Annotated in this window: 21 protein-coding genes; 3 read left to right on the forward strand and 18 right to left on the reverse strand. The window is 49.2% G+C overall.

All coding sequences use genetic code 11. From position 1 onward, the window contains the following. Positions 1 to 33: 33 nt before the first annotated feature. Genes HMPREF9442_RS00495 through HMPREF9442_RS00535 form a run of 9 tightly spaced genes read right to left on the reverse strand, consistent with a single transcriptional unit; the run spans position 34 to position 7,213 of the window. Positions 34 to 1,095 carry a lysylphosphatidylglycerol synthase domain-containing protein gene (locus tag HMPREF9442_RS00495; protein WP_008624077.1) on the reverse strand — a complete coding sequence of 354 codons (1,062 nt, stop codon included), beginning with the start codon at positions 1,093 to 1,095 and terminating at the stop codon, positions 34 to 36. An 18-nt stretch (positions 1,096 to 1,113) separates the two neighbouring features. Further along, positions 1,114 to 1,557, reverse strand: a complete 444-nt coding sequence (locus tag HMPREF9442_RS00500; RefSeq protein WP_008624079.1) for an acyl-CoA thioesterase — start codon at positions 1,555 to 1,557, stop codon at positions 1,114 to 1,116. Between the two features lie 18 nt (positions 1,558 to 1,575). Further along, on the reverse strand, positions 1,576 to 2,304 hold the full coding sequence (gene flxB / locus HMPREF9442_RS00505; protein WP_008624081.1) for a flexirubin biosynthesis SDR family reductase FlxB: 729 nt from the start codon (positions 2,302 to 2,304) through the stop codon (positions 1,576 to 1,578). Beyond that, on the reverse strand, positions 2,301 to 3,794 hold the full coding sequence (locus HMPREF9442_RS00510) for a phytoene desaturase family protein (protein WP_008624083.1): 1,494 nt from the start codon (positions 3,792 to 3,794) through the stop codon (positions 2,301 to 2,303). Before HMPREF9442_RS00510 ends, flxB begins: the two co-directional genes overlap by 4 nt. Before the next feature lie 7 nt (positions 3,795 to 3,801). Continuing rightward, positions 3,802 to 4,170, reverse strand: a complete 369-nt coding sequence (locus HMPREF9442_RS00515) for an ApeI family dehydratase (RefSeq protein WP_008624085.1) — start codon at positions 4,168 to 4,170, stop codon at positions 3,802 to 3,804. Further along, entirely contained in the window at positions 4,154 to 4,576 is a 423-nt protein-coding gene (locus HMPREF9442_RS00520; RefSeq protein WP_008624088.1) for a hotdog family protein, read from the reverse strand. The genes HMPREF9442_RS00515 and HMPREF9442_RS00520 overlap by 17 nt, the downstream gene beginning before the upstream one ends. Further along, positions 4,573 to 4,821 carry an acyl carrier protein gene (locus HMPREF9442_RS00525; RefSeq protein ID WP_008624090.1) on the reverse strand — a complete coding sequence of 83 codons (249 nt, stop codon included), beginning with the start codon at positions 4,819 to 4,821 and terminating at the stop codon, positions 4,573 to 4,575. The genes HMPREF9442_RS00520 and HMPREF9442_RS00525 overlap by 4 nt, the downstream gene beginning before the upstream one ends. Before the next feature lie 24 nt (positions 4,822 to 4,845). Beyond that, positions 4,846 to 6,066 (reverse strand): beta-ketoacyl-[acyl-carrier-protein] synthase family protein, encoded by a 1,221-nt coding sequence (locus HMPREF9442_RS00530; protein ID WP_008624091.1) that lies wholly within the window; start codon positions 6,064 to 6,066, stop codon positions 4,846 to 4,848. 10 nt (positions 6,067 to 6,076) lie between these two features. Further along, positions 6,077 to 7,213 carry a GNAT family N-acetyltransferase gene (locus HMPREF9442_RS00535; protein WP_008624094.1) on the reverse strand — a complete coding sequence of 379 codons (1,137 nt, stop codon included), beginning with the start codon at positions 7,211 to 7,213 and terminating at the stop codon, positions 6,077 to 6,079. A 781-nt stretch (positions 7,214 to 7,994) separates the two neighbouring features. Here HMPREF9442_RS00535 and HMPREF9442_RS00540 point away from each other — a divergent pair. Further along, the gene (locus HMPREF9442_RS00540) at positions 7,995 to 8,261 is read left to right on the forward strand and encodes a hypothetical protein (RefSeq protein WP_008624103.1); all 267 of its coding nucleotides are present in this window, start codon (positions 7,995 to 7,997) and stop codon (positions 8,259 to 8,261) included. A gap of 44 nt (positions 8,262 to 8,305) precedes the next feature. Here the strand turns inward: HMPREF9442_RS00540 and HMPREF9442_RS00545 are convergent, their stop codons facing one another. Genes HMPREF9442_RS00545 through HMPREF9442_RS00555 form a run of 3 tightly spaced genes read right to left on the reverse strand, consistent with a single transcriptional unit; the run spans position 8,306 to position 10,754 of the window. Next, a complete protein-coding gene (locus HMPREF9442_RS00545) occupies positions 8,306 to 9,001 on the reverse strand; it encodes a BT1926 family outer membrane beta-barrel protein (RefSeq protein WP_008624104.1) in 696 nt (231 codons plus the stop codon). Positions 9,002 to 9,015: 14 nt separating this feature from the next. Beyond that, complete coding sequence (locus tag HMPREF9442_RS00550) at positions 9,016 to 9,444, reverse strand: ACT domain-containing protein (protein ID WP_008624105.1); 429 nt, start codon at positions 9,442 to 9,444, stop codon at positions 9,016 to 9,018. Positions 9,445 to 9,455: 11 nt separating this feature from the next. Continuing rightward, positions 9,456 to 10,754, reverse strand: coding sequence for a phenylacetate--CoA ligase family protein (locus tag HMPREF9442_RS00555; RefSeq protein ID WP_172604743.1), 1,299 nt, complete (start codon positions 10,752 to 10,754; stop codon positions 9,456 to 9,458). A 344-nt stretch (positions 10,755 to 11,098) separates the two neighbouring features. On the opposite strand from HMPREF9442_RS00555, the gene HMPREF9442_RS00565 reads away from it, so the two are divergent. Then, complete coding sequence (locus tag HMPREF9442_RS00565; protein ID WP_008624107.1) at positions 11,099 to 13,114, forward strand: DUF2264 domain-containing protein; 2,016 nt, start codon at positions 11,099 to 11,101, stop codon at positions 13,112 to 13,114. 82 nt (positions 13,115 to 13,196) lie between these two features. Here the strand turns inward: HMPREF9442_RS00565 and HMPREF9442_RS00570 are convergent, their stop codons facing one another. Next, positions 13,197 to 13,934, reverse strand: coding sequence for an SDR family NAD(P)-dependent oxidoreductase (locus HMPREF9442_RS00570; RefSeq protein ID WP_008624108.1), 738 nt, complete (start codon positions 13,932 to 13,934; stop codon positions 13,197 to 13,199). Between the two features lie 177 nt (positions 13,935 to 14,111). Here HMPREF9442_RS00570 and HMPREF9442_RS00575 point away from each other — a divergent pair, with 177 nt between their 5' ends. Then, complete coding sequence (locus HMPREF9442_RS00575; protein ID WP_008624109.1) at positions 14,112 to 14,981, forward strand: DUF3298 and DUF4163 domain-containing protein; 870 nt, start codon at positions 14,112 to 14,114, stop codon at positions 14,979 to 14,981. 78 nt (positions 14,982 to 15,059) lie between these two features. Here HMPREF9442_RS00575 and HMPREF9442_RS00580 read toward each other — a convergent pair whose 3' ends face one another. The 5 genes from HMPREF9442_RS00580 to HMPREF9442_RS00600 form a co-directional block, all read right to left on the reverse strand. After that, on the reverse strand, positions 15,060 to 16,640 hold the full coding sequence (locus tag HMPREF9442_RS00580; RefSeq protein ID WP_040602407.1) for a glycoside hydrolase family 43 protein: 1,581 nt from the start codon (positions 16,638 to 16,640) through the stop codon (positions 15,060 to 15,062). 11 nt (positions 16,641 to 16,651) lie between these two features. Continuing rightward, positions 16,652 to 18,037, reverse strand: a complete 1,386-nt coding sequence (locus HMPREF9442_RS00585) for a family 43 glycosylhydrolase (RefSeq protein ID WP_008624112.1) — start codon at positions 18,035 to 18,037, stop codon at positions 16,652 to 16,654. A 236-nt stretch (positions 18,038 to 18,273) separates the two neighbouring features. After that, the gene (locus HMPREF9442_RS00590) at positions 18,274 to 19,638 is read right to left on the reverse strand and encodes a PFL family protein (RefSeq protein WP_008624114.1); all 1,365 of its coding nucleotides are present in this window, start codon (positions 19,636 to 19,638) and stop codon (positions 18,274 to 18,276) included. Between the two features lie 15 nt (positions 19,639 to 19,653). Further along, positions 19,654 to 19,926, reverse strand: coding sequence for an ACT domain-containing protein (locus tag HMPREF9442_RS00595; protein WP_008621773.1), 273 nt, complete (start codon positions 19,924 to 19,926; stop codon positions 19,654 to 19,656). Between the two features lie 119 nt (positions 19,927 to 20,045). Further along, complete coding sequence (locus HMPREF9442_RS00600) at positions 20,046 to 20,906, reverse strand: enoyl-ACP reductase FabI (RefSeq protein ID WP_008624116.1); 861 nt, start codon at positions 20,904 to 20,906, stop codon at positions 20,046 to 20,048. Positions 20,907 to 21,046: the final 140 nt, after the last annotated feature.

Here is a 21,046-nt window from a genome sequence, read left to right on the forward strand (position 1 = left end):
CCTTATCTCTTTGCCCGACTATACCTATCCTGGTCATCCGGTATGCTCCTCACTCCCGTCCGGCACAGACACTCCGGTACCCACCTTCATCAGCAACAGCCCGACAGAAGCCCAGAACAATTCCCGCACCCGGCTGATAATACTTACAAACATACCGATGCCTCCCCCCATTCCCATTTGGGCCACGGACAGGGCAAAGCCCCCCTCGCGCCCTCCCAACTGCAACGGAAGGAATCCTAATACATTGGCAAAGAGCGAAGTAAAAGCCAAAATCAGAAAGGAATGGAAAAACGTCAACGTATATCCGTTCACTCCACCTCCACCGTCGATGCCAAACAAGACCAACATGAAAAAAATCTCAAAGCTCTGGCAAAAGCGCCCGACATATTCCAAAGCGAAACTTCCGAAGAAAGAACGTTTGTTCTGATTCTGTAATTCAGCGATTTGCCGGTCTATCTTTTGCAAGTCCTCCAAATGGTGCTCCATAAAACGTCCTCCCCAACTCCGTAAACCGGGCACTTTACTCAGCAAGCGAACCAATTTGACCGTCATCCCGTTCTTGTATCCTTTGATGAAAAGATAGATACCGCACCAACAGAAGGCTGTAATGATCCCCAATACAATCCCCATTACGCTATTCATCGGCACATCCCCTGTCAAAGCTAAGACCCAATAGGCCACGACCCCCGTCACCCAAAACCAGAAATGGGCAAAAATGTGCATCATGGCAAAAAGTATCACGGAGGAAGTAGCCCGTTGCACACCGATGTATTTTGAAAGTTCCATAATACGGTAAGCCTCCCCGCCCAACAGCCCTACCGGAGTGGCATAGTTCAATGCAAAACCGGAAACAGTCAATTTCAACAACTGCATGAAGCCCACCGTGCAAGGCCCTCCTCCCTGGATAATGACCCTCCACGCCCATGCGTTCATGAGATAAAGCACACACCACAGCCCCAATATGGCCGCCAACCAGTAACCGGCCTTTGTAATGTATTCCCACAATTCGGTAAGGCTTACGTCGAAAGAGAAAAACATTACGATGACGGCTATCATGCCCACTCCGAAAAACAAGTTATTCAATCGTTTTCTCATACCTGCCAGTTTTTCGTTTTAGGGATGGTTATCACCCCGTTCCACATAGCGTTCCTGCCATTCCTTATAATAATCGGGCAGGTCTACCATAAGCATACCTTCCACATCAATGAACAACTGCACCGTACTTCCTTCCGCACACAAGACCCCGTCCGCCTCACGGTAAACTTTATACTCGAAATCCAACCGTGCACCGGGATGGTACACATAACGTGTATGCACCACCGCCACATCGTCCAGTGCCAACGGAGCATAGAACCTCAAGTGCAGGTCGTAAATCGGAGCGTAGATACCGGACCGCTGCATGTCGGCATATCCTATGCCCGGATAATGCCGGCCGAAAGACTCCCGTCCATCCTCAAAATAAGCAACGTAAGCCCCATGCCAGACCCTTCGCATCGAATCAATTTCACTGAACTTCACCCTTACGCGGCAAACATCCTCAAGCCCGTCCATCAGCATAAGAAACCCATCAATCCGTTACGTATAAAGACCTCCGTTAACGGCTATCACTTCACCGGTAATATAACCGGCATCCGGAGAAACGAGAAATCCCACGGCACCCGCCACCTCTTCCGGTGTCCCGAAACGGCCCGCCGGAATGGTTTTCTTCAGGGCAGCCTCGTCCAACCCTTCCACCATGTCAGTCCGGATGAAACCTGGTGCCACGGCATTCACCGTCACATTCTTCCGTGCCACTTCCTGTGCCAAAGCCTTTGTAGCCGCAATGATTCCTCCCTTTGCAGCAGAATAATTCGCCTGCCCCGGCATGCCTTTCAATCCGCTTACGCTCGCCATGTTTACGATACGCCCGAACTTATGTACTAACATCGGTTGCAGCAAAGGTTGCGTCACGTTGTAGAATCCACCCAAACCGGTACCCAACACACAGTCCCAATCTTCTCCGGGCATGAACACCATCAGATTGTCACGGCGCACCCCCGCATTGTTCACCAACACTTCTATGTATTCTTCCGGATGCTTCTCCATCCAAGCCTCAAGCACGGCAGATACCTGCACACGGTTTCCCACGTCAAATTTCAGAACTTCACCATCCTGCCCCTCTTGACGTACCAACTCCAACGTGTGCTCCGCCTCGTCAGTCCGGCTCATGCAGTTGACCAACACGTGGTAGCCCATGCGGGCCAGTCTCACACAGACAGCCCGCCCTATTCCCCGGCTGCCCCCTGTCACTAAAGCATATTTCATATTTCCACTCCTTTCTTATTTGTTACAATATTCCATATCCGCTCACGTCCCAACACTTCCGCACACGTGAACAGAGCGGTCATCGTCACGCCGTGCACCCCGTGCAACATCAGGTTCTGTCCGGTGAGGAACAGGTTCGGCACTGGTGTACGGACGGACAGCAAGGCAGCCAACGGATTCCTATAATCCTTGCGCAAACCGTAGGCCGTCCCCTCCGGAGCACCGGTATAATCGCGATAAGTTAGCGGGGTACTGGTATAGCATTCAGACACCCAACCACGCAGCCCGGGCATCACCCGTTCCGCCAACCGGATACACTCATCAGCCACACGCCCTTTCATGGCCTCATAATCCCCGCCACGCCCTCCTACTTCTGTTCCGCTCCAGACCGCACATTTCTCCCACGTCATAGGAGTCAGCAAGTCCACTTGTGAGGCAAACCGGTTCCCGTCTTCGGGCACACGGCAAGAAGCCATCAGTCCGGATACAGGCCCGCCGTCTTCATAAAACGTCCAAACACCGGAATGCCCGTAAATGTACCGGTTATAATTAAAATACTCCAATGACTGAGGTTTCATCCGGAGCGACACGGTGAACATGCCGAACGTGTTCGGCAACGCGGCCATACGATGACGGTAAGCATTCTTCATCCTTTCGCTCCTCTTCACCAACTTGCAGGTCTGCTCCGGATGTATGTCGCTGATAAAAACCGCTCCTTCATACACTTCACCGTCCCGGCAGACCGCCGCAGACAACCTTCCGCACTTTTCTACCAGTTCGACCACCTCAGCTCCACACACTACCCGGCCACCTTGCTGCCCGATTCCTCTCACCAACCGGTCTGTTATCAAAGCCCCGTCACCCTTCAACCGCCAACTGCTTTCAATGAAACTGCTTTGGCCATGCAGGAAAGTGAAAAGCGGAAGCGAATCGCGCCGAAGCTCCATCTTCAAGGAAGTACCGCTAAGCACGTCCACCAACAACGGATTGCGGAAGGTTTCATTCAAATATTGCCAAGCACCCGTTTCAACGAGGCGTGAAGGCCATACGGTCTCCCCGGCACGTAGGTTCAGCAAATCCAATTCCTGTTCCGACGTACGCCTTAATAAGGCGGCATACCGTTCCAAAGCCGGACGTTCGGCAGGAAATTCAGCAGCCAACGTTGCGGTAAAATCTTCATACCCCTGCGCAAAAGCAAAGGTACGCTGCCCTATCGTCACCTTGTCGAACTCATGGTCAAGGCGTTGCCAAGGCAGTTCCGTCAATCCCAAGTAAGTGAAAACGGAATGCAGCGGTTGTCCTTCGTCCAGTCCTCCCACATAATGGAAACCAGTGTCGTAAGCCCATCCCCGTCTCCGGTAAGACTGGAGGCATCCGCCGGGCTGTCGGCCTTGTTCGAGGACGAGCACCCCCAAACCGGCACGAGAAAGGATATATGCACACTCCAATCCTCCCAATCCACTGCCTATAACCACCACATCATACTTCATTGCCCATTCAAACGACCGTCATCAATCCCTTATATTCCATATACACCTGTTCCCCGTCGGCTACCCGTGCCCTGACCTCCAGCCCGTCTTCCACAGGAGAGAGGCTCACCGCCACGTCCAGTTCCGCACAAGTGCAGGGTGAAACCACAGCCGTCAGACGGCATTGCTTGATTGTACGGATACACAATGCCTTGCCTGACACTTCCATGGCGCACTCCTTTACCATTTGGATGTTGAACGCCCCGGGACATACCGGTTTTCCCGGAAAATGTCCGCGATAGACCTCGCAATCCGGCAGGAGCGCGATGCGGAACACCGTACAGCCTTCCGAAACATGCCGTGCCAACACCTTATAATACTTATCCTTCAGCCACATAAATCTTCATTTGCGTACAAGCCACCGTTTCTTCCCCTACGCAGGTCTCGCCCGTCAGTACGGACACACCGCCCACTTCCGGGCCGAAAGTCACCGTGGTCTGTAGTTCCTCTCCCACCCGGGGGCAACGATAACACCGAAACTTCCTCACTTCGCCGATATAGCCTACCGGCGGTTCCGAAGCCCCAGCCTCCATGGCCTTGTAACCGGCAAAGGCAGAAGCCGACTGGGCGATATGCTCGACAAGCCCCGGTTCGGCCAGCAATCCGTCTTCGCCCACAAAACAATTGTCACGACGCACCGTAAGTCGCGTCCGGACCGCACCGCCCTCCACGCCGACCAATGCGTCTACGAGCAAAATCGGCTCACGTTGGGGTATCAGGCTTTTAATGTCGTAACTTGTCATTCTTGCCCGGCGTGCGATTCGATGTAATCGTAAAGGTTGTCAAACGTCTTGATTTCCCGCAAGTCCGCCACGGGAATTTTTACCTTGTAGGTCTGTTGGATAATGGCGACAAGGTCCACCAGGCTGAGGCTGTCCAAGGAAAGCGTGTCCCTTACGTTCGCATCGGGGGCAAACTCCTCTGCGTCTACTTCAAACTCTTCTGCCAATAAGGCATTTACTTTCTCTACGATGTCTTCACGCGTCATAACTGTTTGTTTTTATCGTGTTTATTATATGTTTCTTACAATAAGGGTGGAGTTCGTACCTCCGAAACCGAAAGAATTGGAAAGGAACATGTCGAAATGCGCTTCCCGTGTCTGCGGTATGATGTTAAGGCAAGCCGTATCTTCGTCGGGATGCTCGAAGTTGATGTTGCCGGCAATGAAGCCGTTCTTCATCATCAGCATCGAATAAATCAACTCGCTTGCTCCGGCCATCCACATTTCGTGTCCGGTCTGGCTCTTGGTGGAAGTGACTGGCACCTTGTAGTCCCCGAACACCTGTGCTATAGCCTGTGCCTCACGGCTGTCGCCAATGCGGGTTGACGTGGCGTGCGCGTTGATGTAACCGATTTGCGACGGTGTCACACCGGCATGTCGCAGACATAGCTCCAACGACCTCGCCGGCCCTGTCACATTGGGTGTGGAAATATGGTCTCCGTTTCCGGAAAATCCCCATCCCACAATCTCAGCCAAGATAGGCGCGCCGCGCTTTACGGCATGTTCGTAGCTCTCGACCACCACCGTAGCCGCACCTCCCCCCGGCACCAGTCCGTCGCGGTCGCGGTCGAACGGGCGACTGGCTTTTTCCGGCTCTTCCTCACGCACGGAGAAAGACTGGATACCGTCGAAAGACGCCACACCATAGAGGTTTGCTTCTTGCGCACCGCCACACACGACACAATCCTGCATCCCGTTGCGGACCAAAAGGTAGGCCAACCCCACGGCATGTGAACTTGAAGCACACGCAGCCGAAGCCGTCAGGTTGATGCCGCGCAAATGGAACAGGCAAGCCAGATTCATCGTCACGGTGGAATTCATCGACTGGAAAATGGCCCCGCTACCGCAAGCCGACGTATCCTTGAACTCACGGAACTTGTCGAGCGCACGCATGGTGGCTTCGGCCACGGAGTCGTTTCCATAAATAATCCCGACTTCGTGCCGGTAGATATAATCTTGATCCAAACGGGCATGCTCAAGGGCTGCACGCGTAGCCATATAAGCATACTGGGCTTCCTCCGGCATGAACTGGCGCAAGTTCCGAGACACAAAGGGTTTCAGGTCAGGCCGTTCCACAGAAGCACACAAAGCGGAACGGAAACCCGCATCCTTGCGCTCCCGGCTGAATACGATGCCGCTTTTTCCGGCATGGAGCGCATCACGCACCTCATCCAATGTCTTTCCGAGGCACGACCATATCCCCATACCTGTTATTACAACTCTATTTTCCATAATCCTGTTTCTATAATTTCTTCTTGTAACATCTCCTACGCTTGGTAAAGGTGGGATGCAAGGGCTTCCATTGGTTCAGTTCCTTCATGTTGTCTTCCAACTGCGGGCCGGTCTCGGCATATCGGAATCCCAACCGGTTATACACTGGAATCAAGTCGTTGAAAAATAATGCATTGACTCCCAAACCTTGGTAATCCGGACGCACGGCCACCAAAAACATCTCGGCTTTCTCTTCCCTCCTCCATTTCAACGCACGGAGCAGGTAAAACCACCCCAACGGCCACAAACGACCTTTCGACTTACGCAAGGCATGCGACAGGCTAGGCATCGTTATGGCCACTCCCACCAATTCTCCTTTTTCATCCTCTACGACCGACAGCATCCGTAAATCCAACAAAGGCAGATAACGTTTCAGATAGGTTTCTATCTGCCTGTCAGACATTTCCGTGTAACCAAACAATGGGGAATAAGCCTCGTTCAGCAAACCAAATACCTTTTTGCCATAGCCACAGCGGGAAATATCAAACTTAGTCAGTTTCCGAGTATGCAGGCCGAACATTTCCTTGGAAAGTGCCGCCACCCTGGCATATTTGGCTGGCACATCCTTTGGCACCTCAATGCTCACCTGCAGCCAATCCACCTCTTTCTCATACCCCAATGCCTCCAAATGTTCCGGATAGTAAGGGGGATTGTATATCGTCACCATCGAGCCCATACGGTCAAAGTCCTCCACGAGCATCCCTTCCTTGTCGAAATCGAATATCCCCATAGGCCCTTGGATACAATCCATCCCCCGTTCGCGGCCCCAATGCTCCACTGCCTCCAACAAAGCCGCAGACACGTCCTTGTCGTCAATGAACTCGATAAAACCGAAGCGGACATTCTTCGTGTGCCATTTTTCATTGGCACGGTGGTTGACAATGCCGGCTATGCGCCCCACCACATTCCCGTTTTCATCGTATGCAATGAAAGGCTGGATTTCCGAAAAGTCCAACCCTGCATTTTTACGGAGGTCGAATGTATCACGGATATCCGTATCCATATCGGGGACATAATAAGGGCAGCCGGCATATAACCTTTCCGTCAGCCTCACGAAATCATCCATTTCGCGCTTTGTTTTTACTTCCTTTACATTTACTTTCCTCATGACAGGGCACAAATTTATGAATATTTTTCCCTTTCAACAAGGTCGGAAAAATTCAAAACCACCATATAGAACAAAAGTAGGGATTTTAAGAACACTGTTACGACAAAAGACATCCGATAAGCCCAAGTTACGACAAAACGGCCTTTGGCCTGAAAAGAAATAAAAGTATGCCAAAATGGCAGTCTGCAACCTCCGAGAATCGCTCATTTCGAGCTGCTTCCGGCAAGGATGCAAAATAATCCACCCACAGAAAACGACCCAAAAACAAAGTGCAAGGTGTTCCCGTCTTTTTGCTAGCACGGTGAAAGCCTGTCGTGTCCTACCTGCTGATGGAAAAGCTTTTTTCGTTATCTTTTCAGACTTTATCCTATCGTTGCGTTCGTCAAATCTTGTACACGAAAACAGCTCTAAAAAATGAAAAAACGGTCTCTAACTATACGTATTTTTCTCCGAAAAGCCGATTTTAAGGGTAACATGAGGAACATTTCGTTTTTTTATGCGGAGAATAAAAAATCATTTGGCTGCAAAACATTTTTCGTTCGGCTGAGATTAAACCTTCATTTTACCCTATTTTCCCTTCTTTATTCATATAAATATACATTTATTTGCATTTACACACTCTTTTCTGCTTCTTTCATTCGCTTGAATACTTCAAGGAAAAACTCTTTTTCTGCCATTTTGGCAGTCTTTCCACGGCATTAATTCCACAGAAAACACTACTTTTGTATTGTGAAAGAAAACATCCTAAAAAAACACATACACACATTATCCCCATACGACTATGCAAGAAGAAATCAACGAATTCGTAGAGGCACTTTATCGTTTCGTAGCCGACGAAATCAAACGGGTGGCTGACCCTATATACAGCCAAGAGGGCATCAAAATCGTGGATGCACGAAACCACATCTTCCGCCTCACCGATGCGGTACGCACTGATGAGGCGGAAGACACATACGCCCTATCCGACCTTTGCATGGTAGACGAAAGCATGCAAACCGTCCCTAACCGGCAACGCATGTACCGCATTGCGCGGAACCACTGGTTATAAGTCCCTTATCGAAAAGACCTACCGAAACGGAGATAATAAGCCCCTCAGAAAGTCCACCCCAACCGTACCATTGGCTTAATTGCATTACAGATGACAGCACGGTAAGTATCAGTGCCTTTTATCACCTTGTCTGAATATTTAAGTTCAGTTTGGTTTGTTTTGGTCGACATGACATAGATGCCTACCTCCGTACCAAGATACAACCCCTTATATACGTAAAAGTCCAAACCTGTAAATACGCTTGCAGCCACACCTACATGAGCTCGTTCTCCCACGTTTCCTTCAGATGTTGGCACACAATTCTTATAAACAACCTGATAGGTATGGCTTCCATTTCCCAAATCTTCTGTATACTCCACCTTGGCTGAAGCAAAATGTTTATATACCCCGACCTGTACACCTGCATACAGAGACAACCGCTTAGCTACCTTAAAATGACGTTCATATCCTAAATCCACGCTTAGGTCTCCTAACCGGCCTTTCTCAAGATTACCACCAAATTCATCATCCTCGTATTTTAAAGACTCAACACCAAAACCTATTTTCAAACGTAAAGCATCCTTGTCTGTCATAAAATAACGGAACTTCAAGCTATTAAGACTGTAATCATCATCGTGCCCGAAAGGGGTGAATTGTACCTCCGTACCGAATATACCGACCTTTTGCCTTCTTGATTCAGCTGAAGTATTGCCCACAAACAGAATCAATCCGGCAACCAACAGACATTTCACATTTTTCATATTGCCTCTACTTATCAAACCAACGCCACCAAAGCCTCATCATCAAGCACTCCCAACTGGTACTTCTGGATGATTTCTTCCGTCCGTGCGGCATCATCCGTGCGGAAAACCAAAATACCCTTTCCGCCCAAGAGGAAAGAATAAAGATAGGATATACCTATCCCCTCATCCGTAATCACGCGTACGGCATCGGCCGCACGCCCTGGACAGTTGTCCAACGTAATGGCAAATACTTCCGACATACTGGCCGAAATGCCTGCTGCCCGCAACACTTCGCACGCCCTCGCAGGTTCAGAACAAATAATACGGTAGATACCGTATTCCACGGTGTCGGATATGGTAGAAGCAATCAACTGGACACCGGCTTCTTTGAACAAGTCCAACACGCGCAACAATGTACCCGACTTGTTTTCTACAAAAATAGATATTTGATGTACTGTCATATTTTTTATTTTTAAATCAACGTCCTTCGTAAATCCCTTACCCTTACGGCCTTTCCTTCCTGTTGGGGCAAACTCCCCTTAGGCACCAATCTCACCATAGGGGTCAAAAGGATCTCATCCTTCAGTTGCCGCGTGATTTCACGGGTCAACGCCTGCAGGCGCGGATAGTCGTCACTGAAATCCTTCAGCTCCACTTCCACCGTCATCAAGTCGTTGGCCTCCTCGTTGGTCAGGGTTATCAAATAGTCCGTCCCAAGTTCTTCAAACTGCATCAATACCGTTTCAATCTGGATGGGGAAGATGTTGACTCCTTTCAGAATCATCATGTCGTCGCTCCGTCCCTTCATGCGGTCGAGCCGCTTGTGGTGGCGTCCGCACGGGCAGTCGTCCGGCAAAATACGGGTCAAATCGCGAGTGCGGTAGCGTAACAACGGCATGGCCTCACGGTTGATAGTCGTCAGTACCAACTCACCCACCTCGCCGTCGGGCACGGGTTCCAACGTCTGCGGATCTACGATCTCCACGATATAATAATCTTCCCAAATATGCATCCCGTTCTGCTCCGTACACTCGAAGGCCACACCTGGCCCGCACATCTCGGACATACCGAATGAGTTGTAAGCCTTCACGCCCAACATCTTCTCAATTTTACGTCTCTGTTCCTCCGAATGCGGCTCAGCCCCGATGACCAAAGTACGGAGCTTCGTGTCGCGCACAGGGTCTATCCCCATATCCTCCATCACCTCATGGATACGGCTAGCGTAACTGGGAATGGCATGCAAGGCCGTCGTACCGAAATCCGTAATGAACTTAATCTGCCGCTTGGTATTGCCCGCAGCCGCCGGCACCGTCAGCATGCCGAGACGTTCGGCACCGTATTGGAAGCCCAATCCGCCCGTAAACATGCCGTACCCCGACGAGTTCTGAAAGACATCGCCCCGCCTCAGGCCGACCATATACAAGCAACGCGCCACGGCATTGGCCCACTCGTCCAAATCCTTCTGCGTGTGCAGGATGACCGTAGGGGTGCCCGTCGTGCCACTGGAAGAATGCAGGCGCACCACTTCGCTCATTGGAACGGCGGCAAACCCGAAGGGGTAATTATCGCGCAAATCCTGTTTCGTAGTAAAAGGAATCTTACGCAAGTCATCCAACGAACGTATGTCTTCAGGAGACAGATGAGCCTCGGCAAACCGTTTCTGGTAAAAAGGAGATTTCATACAACGACGGACCGTACGGAGCAAACGCTCGAATTGCAACGCCTCAATTTCTGTCCGCGTCAAAGTTTCTAATTCTTCATGCAAATACATTTTCATTTGTGTTTTAATCATGACGGGGACAAAGTTATAAAAAACTATCGCAAAACGAGGGCATTTCCTTATGTTTTTTCACTGCTGTATATACGTCTTCCTCCCGACAGGACATAAAAAAAGGGCTCCGCTGAGCCCAACCTTTGTTAACCTTAAATCTAATACTATGAAAAACACAGTACAAAGTTACAACCTTTTGGCGGTTCTGCAAATTTCCTGTTCCAAAAAACATGTTATATAACATATTTTATCTTTTCAAGAAACATTTTCAATCTTCATGGGAATCAAAAGCAAAGTTTTTTGTACCTTTGGCCGGACAGAAAAACCAATCAAACAAAACCTGAATGAAAAAGCAGTATTTAAAAACCGTGATTCTGGCTGCTGCATTGGCAGGGCCGTTCAACACCATGGGGCAGGTCGCTACTCCGACACATGCCATTGAGCAAACGTTTACCATTCCCAACCCCGACTACAAACTTAGCCCTTACACCGGCATGACCCGCCAAAGCTGGTTGGATGCCGCTGAATACTTGCTAAGCGGGGCTTTCACTTACATCCGCACATTGGACGACCCGATGTATTTCCCCAAACAGCTCGACAAGGCTTATCCTAATAATGAAGGACAAGTGCCAACGGCCAAACTGGAAGGATTCTGCCGCACGCTGTTTGTAGCCGCTCCCTTGCTCCGGGAAAAACCGGAACTTACCTTGAACGGGATAAAAGTGGCTGACTACTACCGCCACCAACTCCTGAACCTCATCAATCCGGACAGTCCGAGCTTCATTCCCCACCGTAAAGGAGGGCCGAGCCAGATACTGGTGGAATTCGGAGCCTTAGCCATTTCATTATCTGTGGCCAAGGACATACTGTGGGAACCTCTCACACAAGAACAGAAAGACCAACTGGCCGCCACGATGCTTAGTTACGGCAACGGCCCGACCATAGGGTCGAACTGGATGTTCTTCAACGTTTTCGTCATCAGTTTCTTCAAGGAACAAGGTTATGCCGTCAACGACCAACGCATGAAAGAAAACTTGGAAAAGATCCTCAAGCTCTATCGTGGGGAAGGTTGGTATAACGATGCGCCGGCATACGACTATTACAGCATGTGGGCATTCCAGATGTACGGCCCCATTTGGGCACAAATGTACGGGAACTTCTATCCGGAATATGCCGCGCAGTTCATGAAAAACCAACATGACTTGGTGGACAATTATCCTTATATGTTCAGTGCCGATGGCAAGATGAACATGTGGGGACGGAGCATCCCTTACCGCTTCGGTGCCGTCGTACCGCTCGCGTTATTAGGATATGAAAAAGACCCGGCCATCAATTACGGATGGATGCGCCGCATCGCGTCCTCCACCCTGCTGCAATTTTTGCAAAACCCCGATTTCTTAGAAGACAACGTGCCGACGTTGGGTTTCTACGGCACCTTTGCACCGGCCGTGCAGATTTACAGTTGCCGAGGCAGCGTATATTGGTGCGGAAAGGCGTTCCTGAGCCTGCTCCTCCCTGCCGACAATCCGTTCTGGACCGCTGTGGAAAATAACGGCCCTTGGGAAAAGGAATTCAAAAAAGACCATGTGTACAACAAATTCCAACCCGCCACGAACCTGCTCATCACCGACTACCCGAATTGCGGAGGGGCGGAAATGCGTTCGTGGTGCCATGAAACGGTAGCCAACGACTGGCAAAAGTTCCGCAGTTCAGAAAACTACAACAAGTTGGCTTACCACACGGAATTCCCTTGGATGGCCGACGGGACGAACGGAGAGGTTTCCATGAACTACGCCACCCTGAACGGCAAGAACCAATGGGAGGTACTCCGTCTCTACACGTTCCAAAGTTTTGACGACGGCATCTACCGACGCGATGCCGAATTGGAAACCAACCATGACATCCGGTACAAACTGGCGGATATCCCCCTGCCTAACGGTGTCTTGCGGGTAGACAAGGTCGTCACTCCGGCAGCCACAAAAGTCCGTTTGGGACATTACACCTTGCCGGAAATCAACGGCAGTCCCGTCGAGGAAGAGAAGTCTTCCAAAGTAAAAGATGCCGTAATACTGCACAACGGGGCTTACCATCTGGCTTTGATTCCGCTCCAAGGATGGGAAACAGTTACAGCTAGCTATCCGGAAGGCCTACATCCGGTGAGCCACAAATGCGGACTCATCATGGCTGAAAGCAACGTGGAAAAAGAAAAGATATTCGTCACCTTGATGCTTTGGAAGAAAGGCAAAAAAGGATTCACGAAGAAAGAACTGTCCCCCGTAAAGGACATAAAGGTATCTGAAGACCTGAATGCCGTAGACATCACATTTGCTGATAAAAGTGTAAAACGGGTATCTTTCTAATACATCCCCAAAAGATAAGGGCAAAAGCATTTCCCGGTCGGCTCCAAACCAGTTTCGACCGGGATTTTTTTATCCGGAAGACTCAGGCTTTTCCTAATATCTTCGCCACCAACCACTCCGGTGCAATCCGCATCCAAGGGACAAGAAATGCCCAACGTCGGGTAATCACGGCTTTCTTTTTCCGTGCGCTTATGGCCCTGTAGATAGCCTTCACAGCCTTTTCCGGTTCATCCACCCAAAACAACATTTCGGGATGAGAAAGCAAAGGAGTACGGACAAACCCTGGACGAACATCCGTCACGCAAACCTTCTTGCGGAAAATACGTGCACGTTGCCGTAACGCTTCCAAATAGTGAATCTGATATGCCTTGGAAGCGGAATAAGCAGGAGCCGGAGCCAAACCACGGATGCCGGCTACCGACGAAATGGCGGCCAAGTGCCCATATCCCTGTCGCATAAAAAACGAAAAAGCCCAGTCTGCCACTGCCGTCCAACCACGCACGTTGGTATCGACTGTGGGTAACTCCAGTCCGTAATCCAAATCCGGATTCATCCGTCCCACTCCGGAACATAAGACCAGTAAATCCAAACCTCCCATCTCACTGGCCAAAGCGGCCAAAAGCATGGCTATCTGGCCGACATCCGTCACATCCGCCTTTAAACAATACACTTCAGGATGACCTTCGGCCACTTCGGCCAACTTATCTCCACGACGGCCGACAATACCTACCACATGTCCGTCACGAATATAACATTCAGCCAACATACGTCCCAAACCGGAAGTTGCCCCTACCACTATAATCTTATGTTGTTGATTCATACGCCTCCCATTTTGATTCTTATACAAAGGTAAAGGAAAAACAGGCAGGAACCACCCGGCTGTTTGTATGGAAACAGGGGAAAGGCAACAGATTAACAGTTTTTATTAGGAAAAACTGCTTAGGTCTGAAATAAAGGCGTAACTTTGATACATAATCATTGATAAAATAGGAACAATATGAAAAAGCGTAGTTTATGTTTTAAATACGGCAACTTTAGTGCCGTTCTCTTTGCTCTTGCCTTAGGATTGGCCTCCTGCCATCTGGAGAAGAAAACGGGAACCGCCCCAAACAGCGCAATAAAAACGGAAGATATATCATGGGAAGAAAAGTCTTCGGCTGAAGGATGCAAGGTTGCAGCCGCTTATCCGACGGACAACTCCAGTGCCGTGACACAGAACATACGGGAATGGATGAATGAACAGCTTGGCGGAACCTACGCCGGAAGCTTGGATGACGGTAAGAAATTACTGGAATACTACGGCACGGAACGTGCGGAAAAGATAAAAAAGGCCATTGCCGAAATTGGGGAAAACACGTCGATGGATGCATCCGCCTATTACGTACAATTCAAAAAGGCTTTTGAAACAGAGAAGTTCATCACATATACTGCTGAGATATATGAATATTCGGGTGGAGCACACGGTGGAGAAAGCCTGAGTGGCGGCGTATTCCGCAAATCGGACGGTCGTAAATTCGGTTGGGACATGTTTACGGCAAGCGGAAAAGAAAAGTTGCGCGGCATGATAAAGAATGGATTGAAAAATAAATTCTTCAAAGTAAACAGCGATGAAGAACTTTACGAAATGCTATTGGACGAGAATGCACGTTATACTTTCCCCCTTCCGGAGACTGCCCCGGTATGCAGGCCCAACGGTGTAGAATTCATCTACCAACAGTACGAGATAGCTCCATACGCAGCCGGCATCCCTACATGCACTCTCCCTTATGACGCTTTGGAGAACCTGTTCACGGTCACGATGAAGCCTCTGATAGAAAGCACTACGGACTCTTTAGCCCTCACCTACAACCCGATAGTCAAACGATAACATTACACGCTCAATGCAAGCCATAACGAAAAAGCCCTGCGTCCTCATTGGATGCAGGGCTTTTTCGCTCTATCCATTCTATCGGTAATGGAAATAATCCACATCTACAAAACCGTTCTCGCCATTATCGTTAAAACAATAAATACCGATACGGTCACCCCGGTAGTTCCCCCACACCATTTGATAGGGCGTACCAAAAGACGTGAAATTATCCCCGTCTATACTATAAGCATAATAGGATTTCCCGTCTAACCCCCATTGGCTTCGGAACCAAATGTATCGCGAATGGATTTGCGCCCCCTTTGTCATTTTACCGTTCTCCCTATATTCCAAATAACGATTTCCTCCTTCTTTCACCACCCCGATAGCTGAATGTTGGGATGAAAAATGACAAAGTCCTGCTTTCTGTCCGTTTTCCATGTGAGAAATATCCATCCGAATTACCACATCGTTTTCCGACTTCCTGAACGTCCTTTGCGTAAGCGTATTACCGGCTTTCAACAAGTCGTTGGGTTTCAAAGGACGATATGCCTTCAGGCGTAACCATCCCGGACGCTCAGACAAGGAAAAAAACTCTTTTCGCGGTTGGTAGTTCCACTGCCACTGAGATGCCAAGCTGCTGCCATCAAAATCATCACTACGCCGGATGCTTAACTTCTCATCGGCATTAAAGGGCATATCCGAGCTCCATTTCATCGTACCGATTTTGGAATCCAACACTTTACCCAATAAAGGCCAACCGTCTACCCATGTCACAGGCAAAAGGCTGACGATACGCCCGCTCCAATCGCCGGTGCCATGATGAGTCAGAAAGTACCAGTTATTATCCCGCCCCAGGACTATGCCTCCTTGGTTAGGTTCCATCGCCTCCACGGAAGGCAAGGCCAGTTGCTTTTCCTCTTTATATGGTCCCGTCACTTTCCGTGAACGTTTCGCCAGGACGTAACGGCCTATGCCCGGCTTATGTTCACTGAAAACCAAATAGTACCATCCATCCACTTTTATCAACTTACTGGCCTCACGCCCACTTCCTTCATTAATAAGGACAGCCGATTTACGGTCTATGCTTTTCCCGTCTTCTGCCATCTTGAAAAGATAAGTCTTGTACCCGTCCGCGAAATGGGTCCCCACAAAATACCCATTCCCCTTCTCGTCCCAAATCGCAGTACAATCGTCCCAACCGGCTTCGGAAAGAAGCGGAGTCAGTGGCTCCCACGGTCCTTCGGGACGTACAGCCGTAGTCATGAAATACCCTTCGTCCGGAGTCCCGAAAAAAAGGTAAAACCGTCCGTTGTGATAACGCAATGTACCGGCCCAAATCCCACGGGCATAACGGTCCATAACGTTCCAGTTCAATGCGTTTCCGATTTGTGTCAGGTCTTCAACAGCATTCCCACAGATTTCCCAGTTCACCAGGTCCTTGGAATGCAAGACCGTCATTCCCGGAGAGAACTGGAAAGTAGAAGATATGGCATAATAATCGTCCCCCACCCTGATACAGTCTATATCGCTGTAATCAGACGGGATAACCGGATTCATGTACATTCCTCCGGCCTGTTCTCCCCAAACAGTCCAATCCCCCCAAACTTTTTGCTGCTGCGCTTTCAGCCCTGCAGACAAGCAAAAACTAAAAATCATCGGATACAAATATCTTTTCATAATTTTCATTTTTAATAAATATTCCATTCCCAAATCCCTGCAATGCCTTCTTTGATTCTGACTCTCAGGAAACGATATTTCCCCTTCGGTTCATCGACATGCGGAGATTTCACCCGCAAGTCATCATGTCCTCCGCATTTCCTCCATGTAGTTCCGTCCACCGAACCTTCAAGTTGGTAAGCATGTCCGGCCGTAGGACGTACAAAATAAATTTCACTGCACCGTATTTTCCGGATTCTTCCCAAATCTGCGACAAGCCATTTGTCCTTATCCCCTTCCGCAGCCATCCATCTGGAACCGTTCGCCCCATCTGCGGCAAAGGCCGGAACAAAATACTCCGTACGACGACATGCCTCATCTTTCATTGGCTTGATAAACATAGGAGCCGCAGTACTGGACGCATAAACCGTATCCGCCTTAATTTCTTTCCTTCCCTTCACCTTACGCAAAGCCCCAACTCCATCCAGGCTCAATTTCACCGGACGAATCGTACCGTCTTCATTGAACTCCAAGCGATTTACATAGGTTTGCCGGTTGGTACTGCGGCGGCCGAACTCCAAGTATGCAAAATAATAATGGTCTCCGTCCGTATTGAAAACACAACCATGTCCCGGCCCGAAGACACCTTGTTCGTAATCTGTAGTCGACACAATGTCCTGCTCCGGGTATTCGTAAGGCCCGAGAGGAGAAACCTTGCTCATCACATAAGCATACTGGTATTTCTCATCCCCTCCGATAGTATACAAATAATAATAGATGCCTTTCCGTTTGAAGAATATAGGGCCTTCCGAATATTCTTTACGAGGAGTAGAAATCACATGGACAACGGAATCCACCGTAATCATATCTTTTGCCAGTTTAGCCACATGCCGACGTCCCCAAAACACATAGGCTTGCCCGTCGTCATCTATAAACACTTCCGCGTCGATACCGCCCGGATCTTTTGTCTGCAACAAGGTAGAAGCCGTGTAAGGTTTGTAAAACCGGTCTTCCCCGCGAGCCAACTTAAACGGACCCTCCGGATGGTCGGCAACTGCCGGATACATATAACCGTTCACCGTAGGGTAAATGTAATACTTTCCATTAGCTTGGACAACTTTACTGGGAGCCCAGTACTTCTCAGTTGCAGCCGACGGGAAATATGTCCCGTCGAAACTCCAATGCACGAAATCCCTGGACTTCCATACCACCGGAGGCCCGGATGTTTCCAACCCCCTTCCATATCCGTCTGTTGTGGCATAACAATAAAACATACCATCGATTTCCTGTATGCTGGCGTCTGCAATCATATCCGGAACCAAAGCATTTCCGAACGGATTCACAACCTGGGCGTCCATAATGGCAACTACAGAAAAGGCTTGTCCTAAAGCCATTATTCTTTTCCACTTCATTTTCATGATACTATCATAATATATAATGTGCAAAGATATGAAACAGTGTTTATTTTCTTATTGGACTTTATAGCCTTTGACAAGAACAATATCTACCAATTCACATGAAGCGCATGTTCCATAAAGCACAACCATCCTTTGTTTCCCTTCGCACCATAAACAACCGTTATGGCAAGCCGACTGCAAAAATCACAGTCACGGAAACAAAGGATGGATTCAATCCGTCAAAGTACGAAAACCTGTTAATTCTTGAAACTGTGTATCGGAGCCGGAATACGACCTATCCGGTTCACGAAATCACCGCAACCGAAAGAGTTGACTGGCATCACGGGAGCATAGCCCAAAAGTCCTCCGAACTCCACCGTATCCCCTACCGTTTTCCCCACTACGGGAATGATGCGCACGGCCGTCGTTTTCTGGTTCACCATGCCTATTGCGGCTTCGTCTGCAATGATGCCCGAAATCGTCGTGGCGGGCGTATCGCCCGGAATGGCAATCATGTCCAACCCGACCGAGCAAACGCAAGTCATGGCCTCCAACTTTTCCAAAGTCAACGCGCCACACTCCACGGCATCAATCATGCCTTGGTCTTCACTCACCGGAATAAAGGCTCCGCTCAGCCCTCCCACGTATGATGAAGCCATCACGCCTCCCTTCTTCACCTGGTCGTTCAGCAAAGCCAATGCTGCCGTGGTTCCCGGAGCACCGGCGCGTTCCAAGCCGATTTCTTCCAATATTTCGGCCACACTGTCCCCCACGGCCGGAGTCGGGGCCAACGACAAGTCGATGATGCCGAAGGGCACTCCCAAACGCCGCGAAGCTTCTTGCGCCACTAATTGCCCCACACGGGTGATTTTAAAAGCCGTACGTTTGATTGTCTCACAGAGCACCTCGAAACTGGCTCCCCTGATTTGGCTCAACGCATGTTTCACCACGCCCGGACCGCTCACCCCCACATTGATGATGGCATCCGCCTCGGACACGCCGTGGAAAGCACCGGCCATGAACGGATTATCATCCGGAGCATTGCACAAGACCACCAGTTTAGCACATCCCAAAGAATCCTTATCTTTCGTCCGCTCGGCCGTCTGCAAGATAATCTCGCCCATCAACCTTACGGCATCCATATTGATACCGGTCTTCGTTGATCCCACATTCACCGAACTGCAAATGCGTTCCGTTTCTGCCAAAGCCTGAGGTATGGAACGGATAAGCAGTTCGTCGCTATGGGTCATCCCCTTGGACACGACAGCCGAATAGCCGCCCAAGAAATTAATACCGACATCTTTCGCTGCCCGGTCTAAGGCATGAGCCACCTTTACATAATCTTCCGGCATGCGGCAAGCAGCTCCTCCCACCAACGAAACAGGCGTAATGGAAACGCGTTTGTTCACTATGGGAATTCCATACTCCTTAGAAATATCCTCACCGGTTTTCACCAAGTCTTTCGCCAGACATGTGATTTTATCATAAATCTTCCGGCAAAGCGCGTCCACATCCGAATCCACGCAATCCAACAAGTTGATACCCATCGTAATGGTACGCACATCAAGATTCTCCTGCTCGATCATCTTGTTGGTTTCCAATACCTCATATATATTAATCATATCTTAGCCACAGGATTAAATACGATGCATCTTATCAAAAATCTCTTCGCGTTGGCATTTCACCTGAACCCCCATCGACAAGCCTATCTCGGCCAACTCGTTCGCCAACACTTCAAAAGGCTTTTCCACCTTAGACAAGTCTGCTATCATCATCATATTAAAATACTCTTGTACAATGGTTTGGGATATATCCAAAATGTTTGCCTTGTTCTCTGCCAAGTACGTGCAAACCTTTGCAATGATGCCTACCGCATCTTTTCCTACTACTGTAATAATCGTTTTACTCATAATCTTTAATTCGGGATAATTGCTCCGTAAAAGAAACAGTCTGTTATTCAAAGGCGCAAATATAAGAAAATTTGCTGAATAACAGACTGTATTTCTATCAATAATATATGCTATACCACTTATCCGTAGATAATCTTGCCGTTTTCGTCACGGTTTTCATCAATAAACGATTTCTCGTATTGCGTCATGCCTCGCAGAGACATACCCATACTGGAGAAGCCTCCGTCGTGATAAAGATTCTGCATCGTAACCTTTTTCGTCAAATCGGAGAACATCACCACGCAATAGTCCGCACATTCGTCCGCACTGGCATTGCCCAAAGGAGACATGCGGTCGCTGAAATCATACAAACCGTCGAAACCCTTGATGCCGCCGCCAGCGGTCGTAAAGGTCGGAGACTGGGAAATCGTATTGACACGGACTCCTTTCTCGCGCCCATAAATGTAACCGAAGCTGCGGGCGATGGATTCCAACAACGACTTTGCATCTGCCATATCGTTATAGCCGAAGAAAGTACGTTGTGCCGCCACATAACTCAACGCCAAAATAGAACCGTTTTCATTGATGGCATCCAATTTTTTGGCCGTCTGAATCATTTTATGGAACGAAATGGCGGAAATATCCAACGTCTTGTTCAGGAAGCCGTAATCCAAATCGTCATACGTACGCTTCTTGCGCATGTTCACGCTCATAGCCACGGAATGAAGCACGAAGTCGATTTTGCCTCCCATCACCTCTTGTGCCTGCGCAAAGAGCTTCTCCAAATCGTCCACTGAAGTTGCATCGGCAGGAATTATCGTTGCATTGGTCTTTTTCGCCAATTCGTCAATCGTACCCATACGGCAGGCCACCGGGGTATTGGTCAACACAATCTGCGCCCCTTCTTCCGAAGCACGCTCTGCCACTTTCCAAGCAATAGAAGCGTCATTCAACGCACCGAAAATAATACCGCGCTTGCCTTTTAACAAGTTATAAGCCATAATAGTAATCTAATAAAAATTATATTCTTCGTTATCGGGAGCAAAGATACAACTAATTTTGCACTTAAACCGCATATTTGTGCAAAACATTGAAAAATCCCCATCGGACATTGAAGTGCCCCCAAAAAGTTGGACGGGTT

Origin of the sequence: Paraprevotella xylaniphila YIT 11841 (genome assembly GCF_000205165.1) — a bacterium.
Taxonomy (GTDB): domain Bacteria; phylum Bacteroidota; class Bacteroidia; order Bacteroidales; family Bacteroidaceae; genus Paraprevotella; species Paraprevotella xylaniphila.

Coding starts and splice junctions, on each gene's coding strand:
- HMPREF9442_RS00520 (WP_008624088.1), bottom strand. CDS start 4,576: ATGACAAGTTACGACATTAAAAGCCTGATACCCCAACGTGAGCCGATT.
- HMPREF9442_RS00515 (WP_008624085.1), bottom strand. CDS start 4,170: ATGTGGCTGAAGGATAAGTATTATAAGGTGTTGGCACGGCATGTTTCG.
- HMPREF9442_RS00575 (WP_008624109.1), top strand. CDS start 14,112: ATGAAAAAGCGTAGTTTATGTTTTAAATACGGCAACTTTAGTGCCGTT.
- HMPREF9442_RS00565 (WP_008624107.1), top strand. CDS start 11,099: ATGAAAAAGCAGTATTTAAAAACCGTGATTCTGGCTGCTGCATTGGCA.
- HMPREF9442_RS00555 (WP_172604743.1), bottom strand. CDS start 10,754: ATGTATTTGCATGAAGAATTAGAAACTTTGACGCGGACAGAAATTGAG.
- HMPREF9442_RS00595 (WP_008621773.1), bottom strand. CDS start 19,926: ATGAGTAAAACGATTATTACAGTAGTAGGAAAAGATGCGGTAGGCATC.
- HMPREF9442_RS00510 (WP_008624083.1), bottom strand. CDS start 3,794: ATGAAGTATGATGTGGTGGTTATAGGCAGTGGATTGGGAGGATTGGAG.
- HMPREF9442_RS00580 (WP_040602407.1), bottom strand. CDS start 16,640: ATGAAAAGATATTTGTATCCGATGATTTTTAGTTTTTGCTTGTCTGCA.
- flxB (WP_008624081.1), bottom strand. CDS start 2,304: ATGAAATATGCTTTAGTGACAGGGGGCAGCCGGGGAATAGGGCGGGCT.
- HMPREF9442_RS00570 (WP_008624108.1), bottom strand. CDS start 13,934: ATGAATCAACAACATAAGATTATAGTGGTAGGGGCAACTTCCGGTTTG.
- HMPREF9442_RS00600 (WP_008624116.1), bottom strand. CDS start 20,906: ATGGCTTATAACTTGTTAAAAGGCAAGCGCGGTATTATTTTCGGTGCG.
- HMPREF9442_RS00585 (WP_008624112.1), bottom strand. CDS start 18,037: ATGAAAATGAAGTGGAAAAGAATAATGGCTTTAGGACAAGCCTTTTCT.
- HMPREF9442_RS00495 (WP_008624077.1), bottom strand. CDS start 1,095: ATGAGAAAACGATTGAATAACTTGTTTTTCGGAGTGGGCATGATAGCC.
- HMPREF9442_RS00525 (WP_008624090.1), bottom strand. CDS start 4,821: ATGACGCGTGAAGACATCGTAGAGAAAGTAAATGCCTTATTGGCAGAA.
- HMPREF9442_RS00540 (WP_008624103.1), top strand. CDS start 7,995: ATGCAAGAAGAAATCAACGAATTCGTAGAGGCACTTTATCGTTTCGTA.
- HMPREF9442_RS00545 (WP_008624104.1), bottom strand. CDS start 9,001: ATGAAAAATGTGAAATGTCTGTTGGTTGCCGGATTGATTCTGTTTGTG.
- HMPREF9442_RS00500 (WP_008624079.1), bottom strand. CDS start 1,557: ATGCTGATGGACGGGCTTGAGGATGTTTGCCGCGTAAGGGTGAAGTTC.
- HMPREF9442_RS00535 (WP_008624094.1), bottom strand. CDS start 7,213: ATGAGGAAAGTAAATGTAAAGGAAGTAAAAACAAAGCGCGAAATGGAT.
- HMPREF9442_RS00590 (WP_008624114.1), bottom strand. CDS start 19,638: ATGATTAATATATATGAGGTATTGGAAACCAACAAGATGATCGAGCAG.
- HMPREF9442_RS00550 (WP_008624105.1), bottom strand. CDS start 9,444: ATGACAGTACATCAAATATCTATTTTTGTAGAAAACAAGTCGGGTACA.
- HMPREF9442_RS00530 (WP_008624091.1), bottom strand. CDS start 6,066: ATGGAAAATAGAGTTGTAATAACAGGTATGGGGATATGGTCGTGCCTC.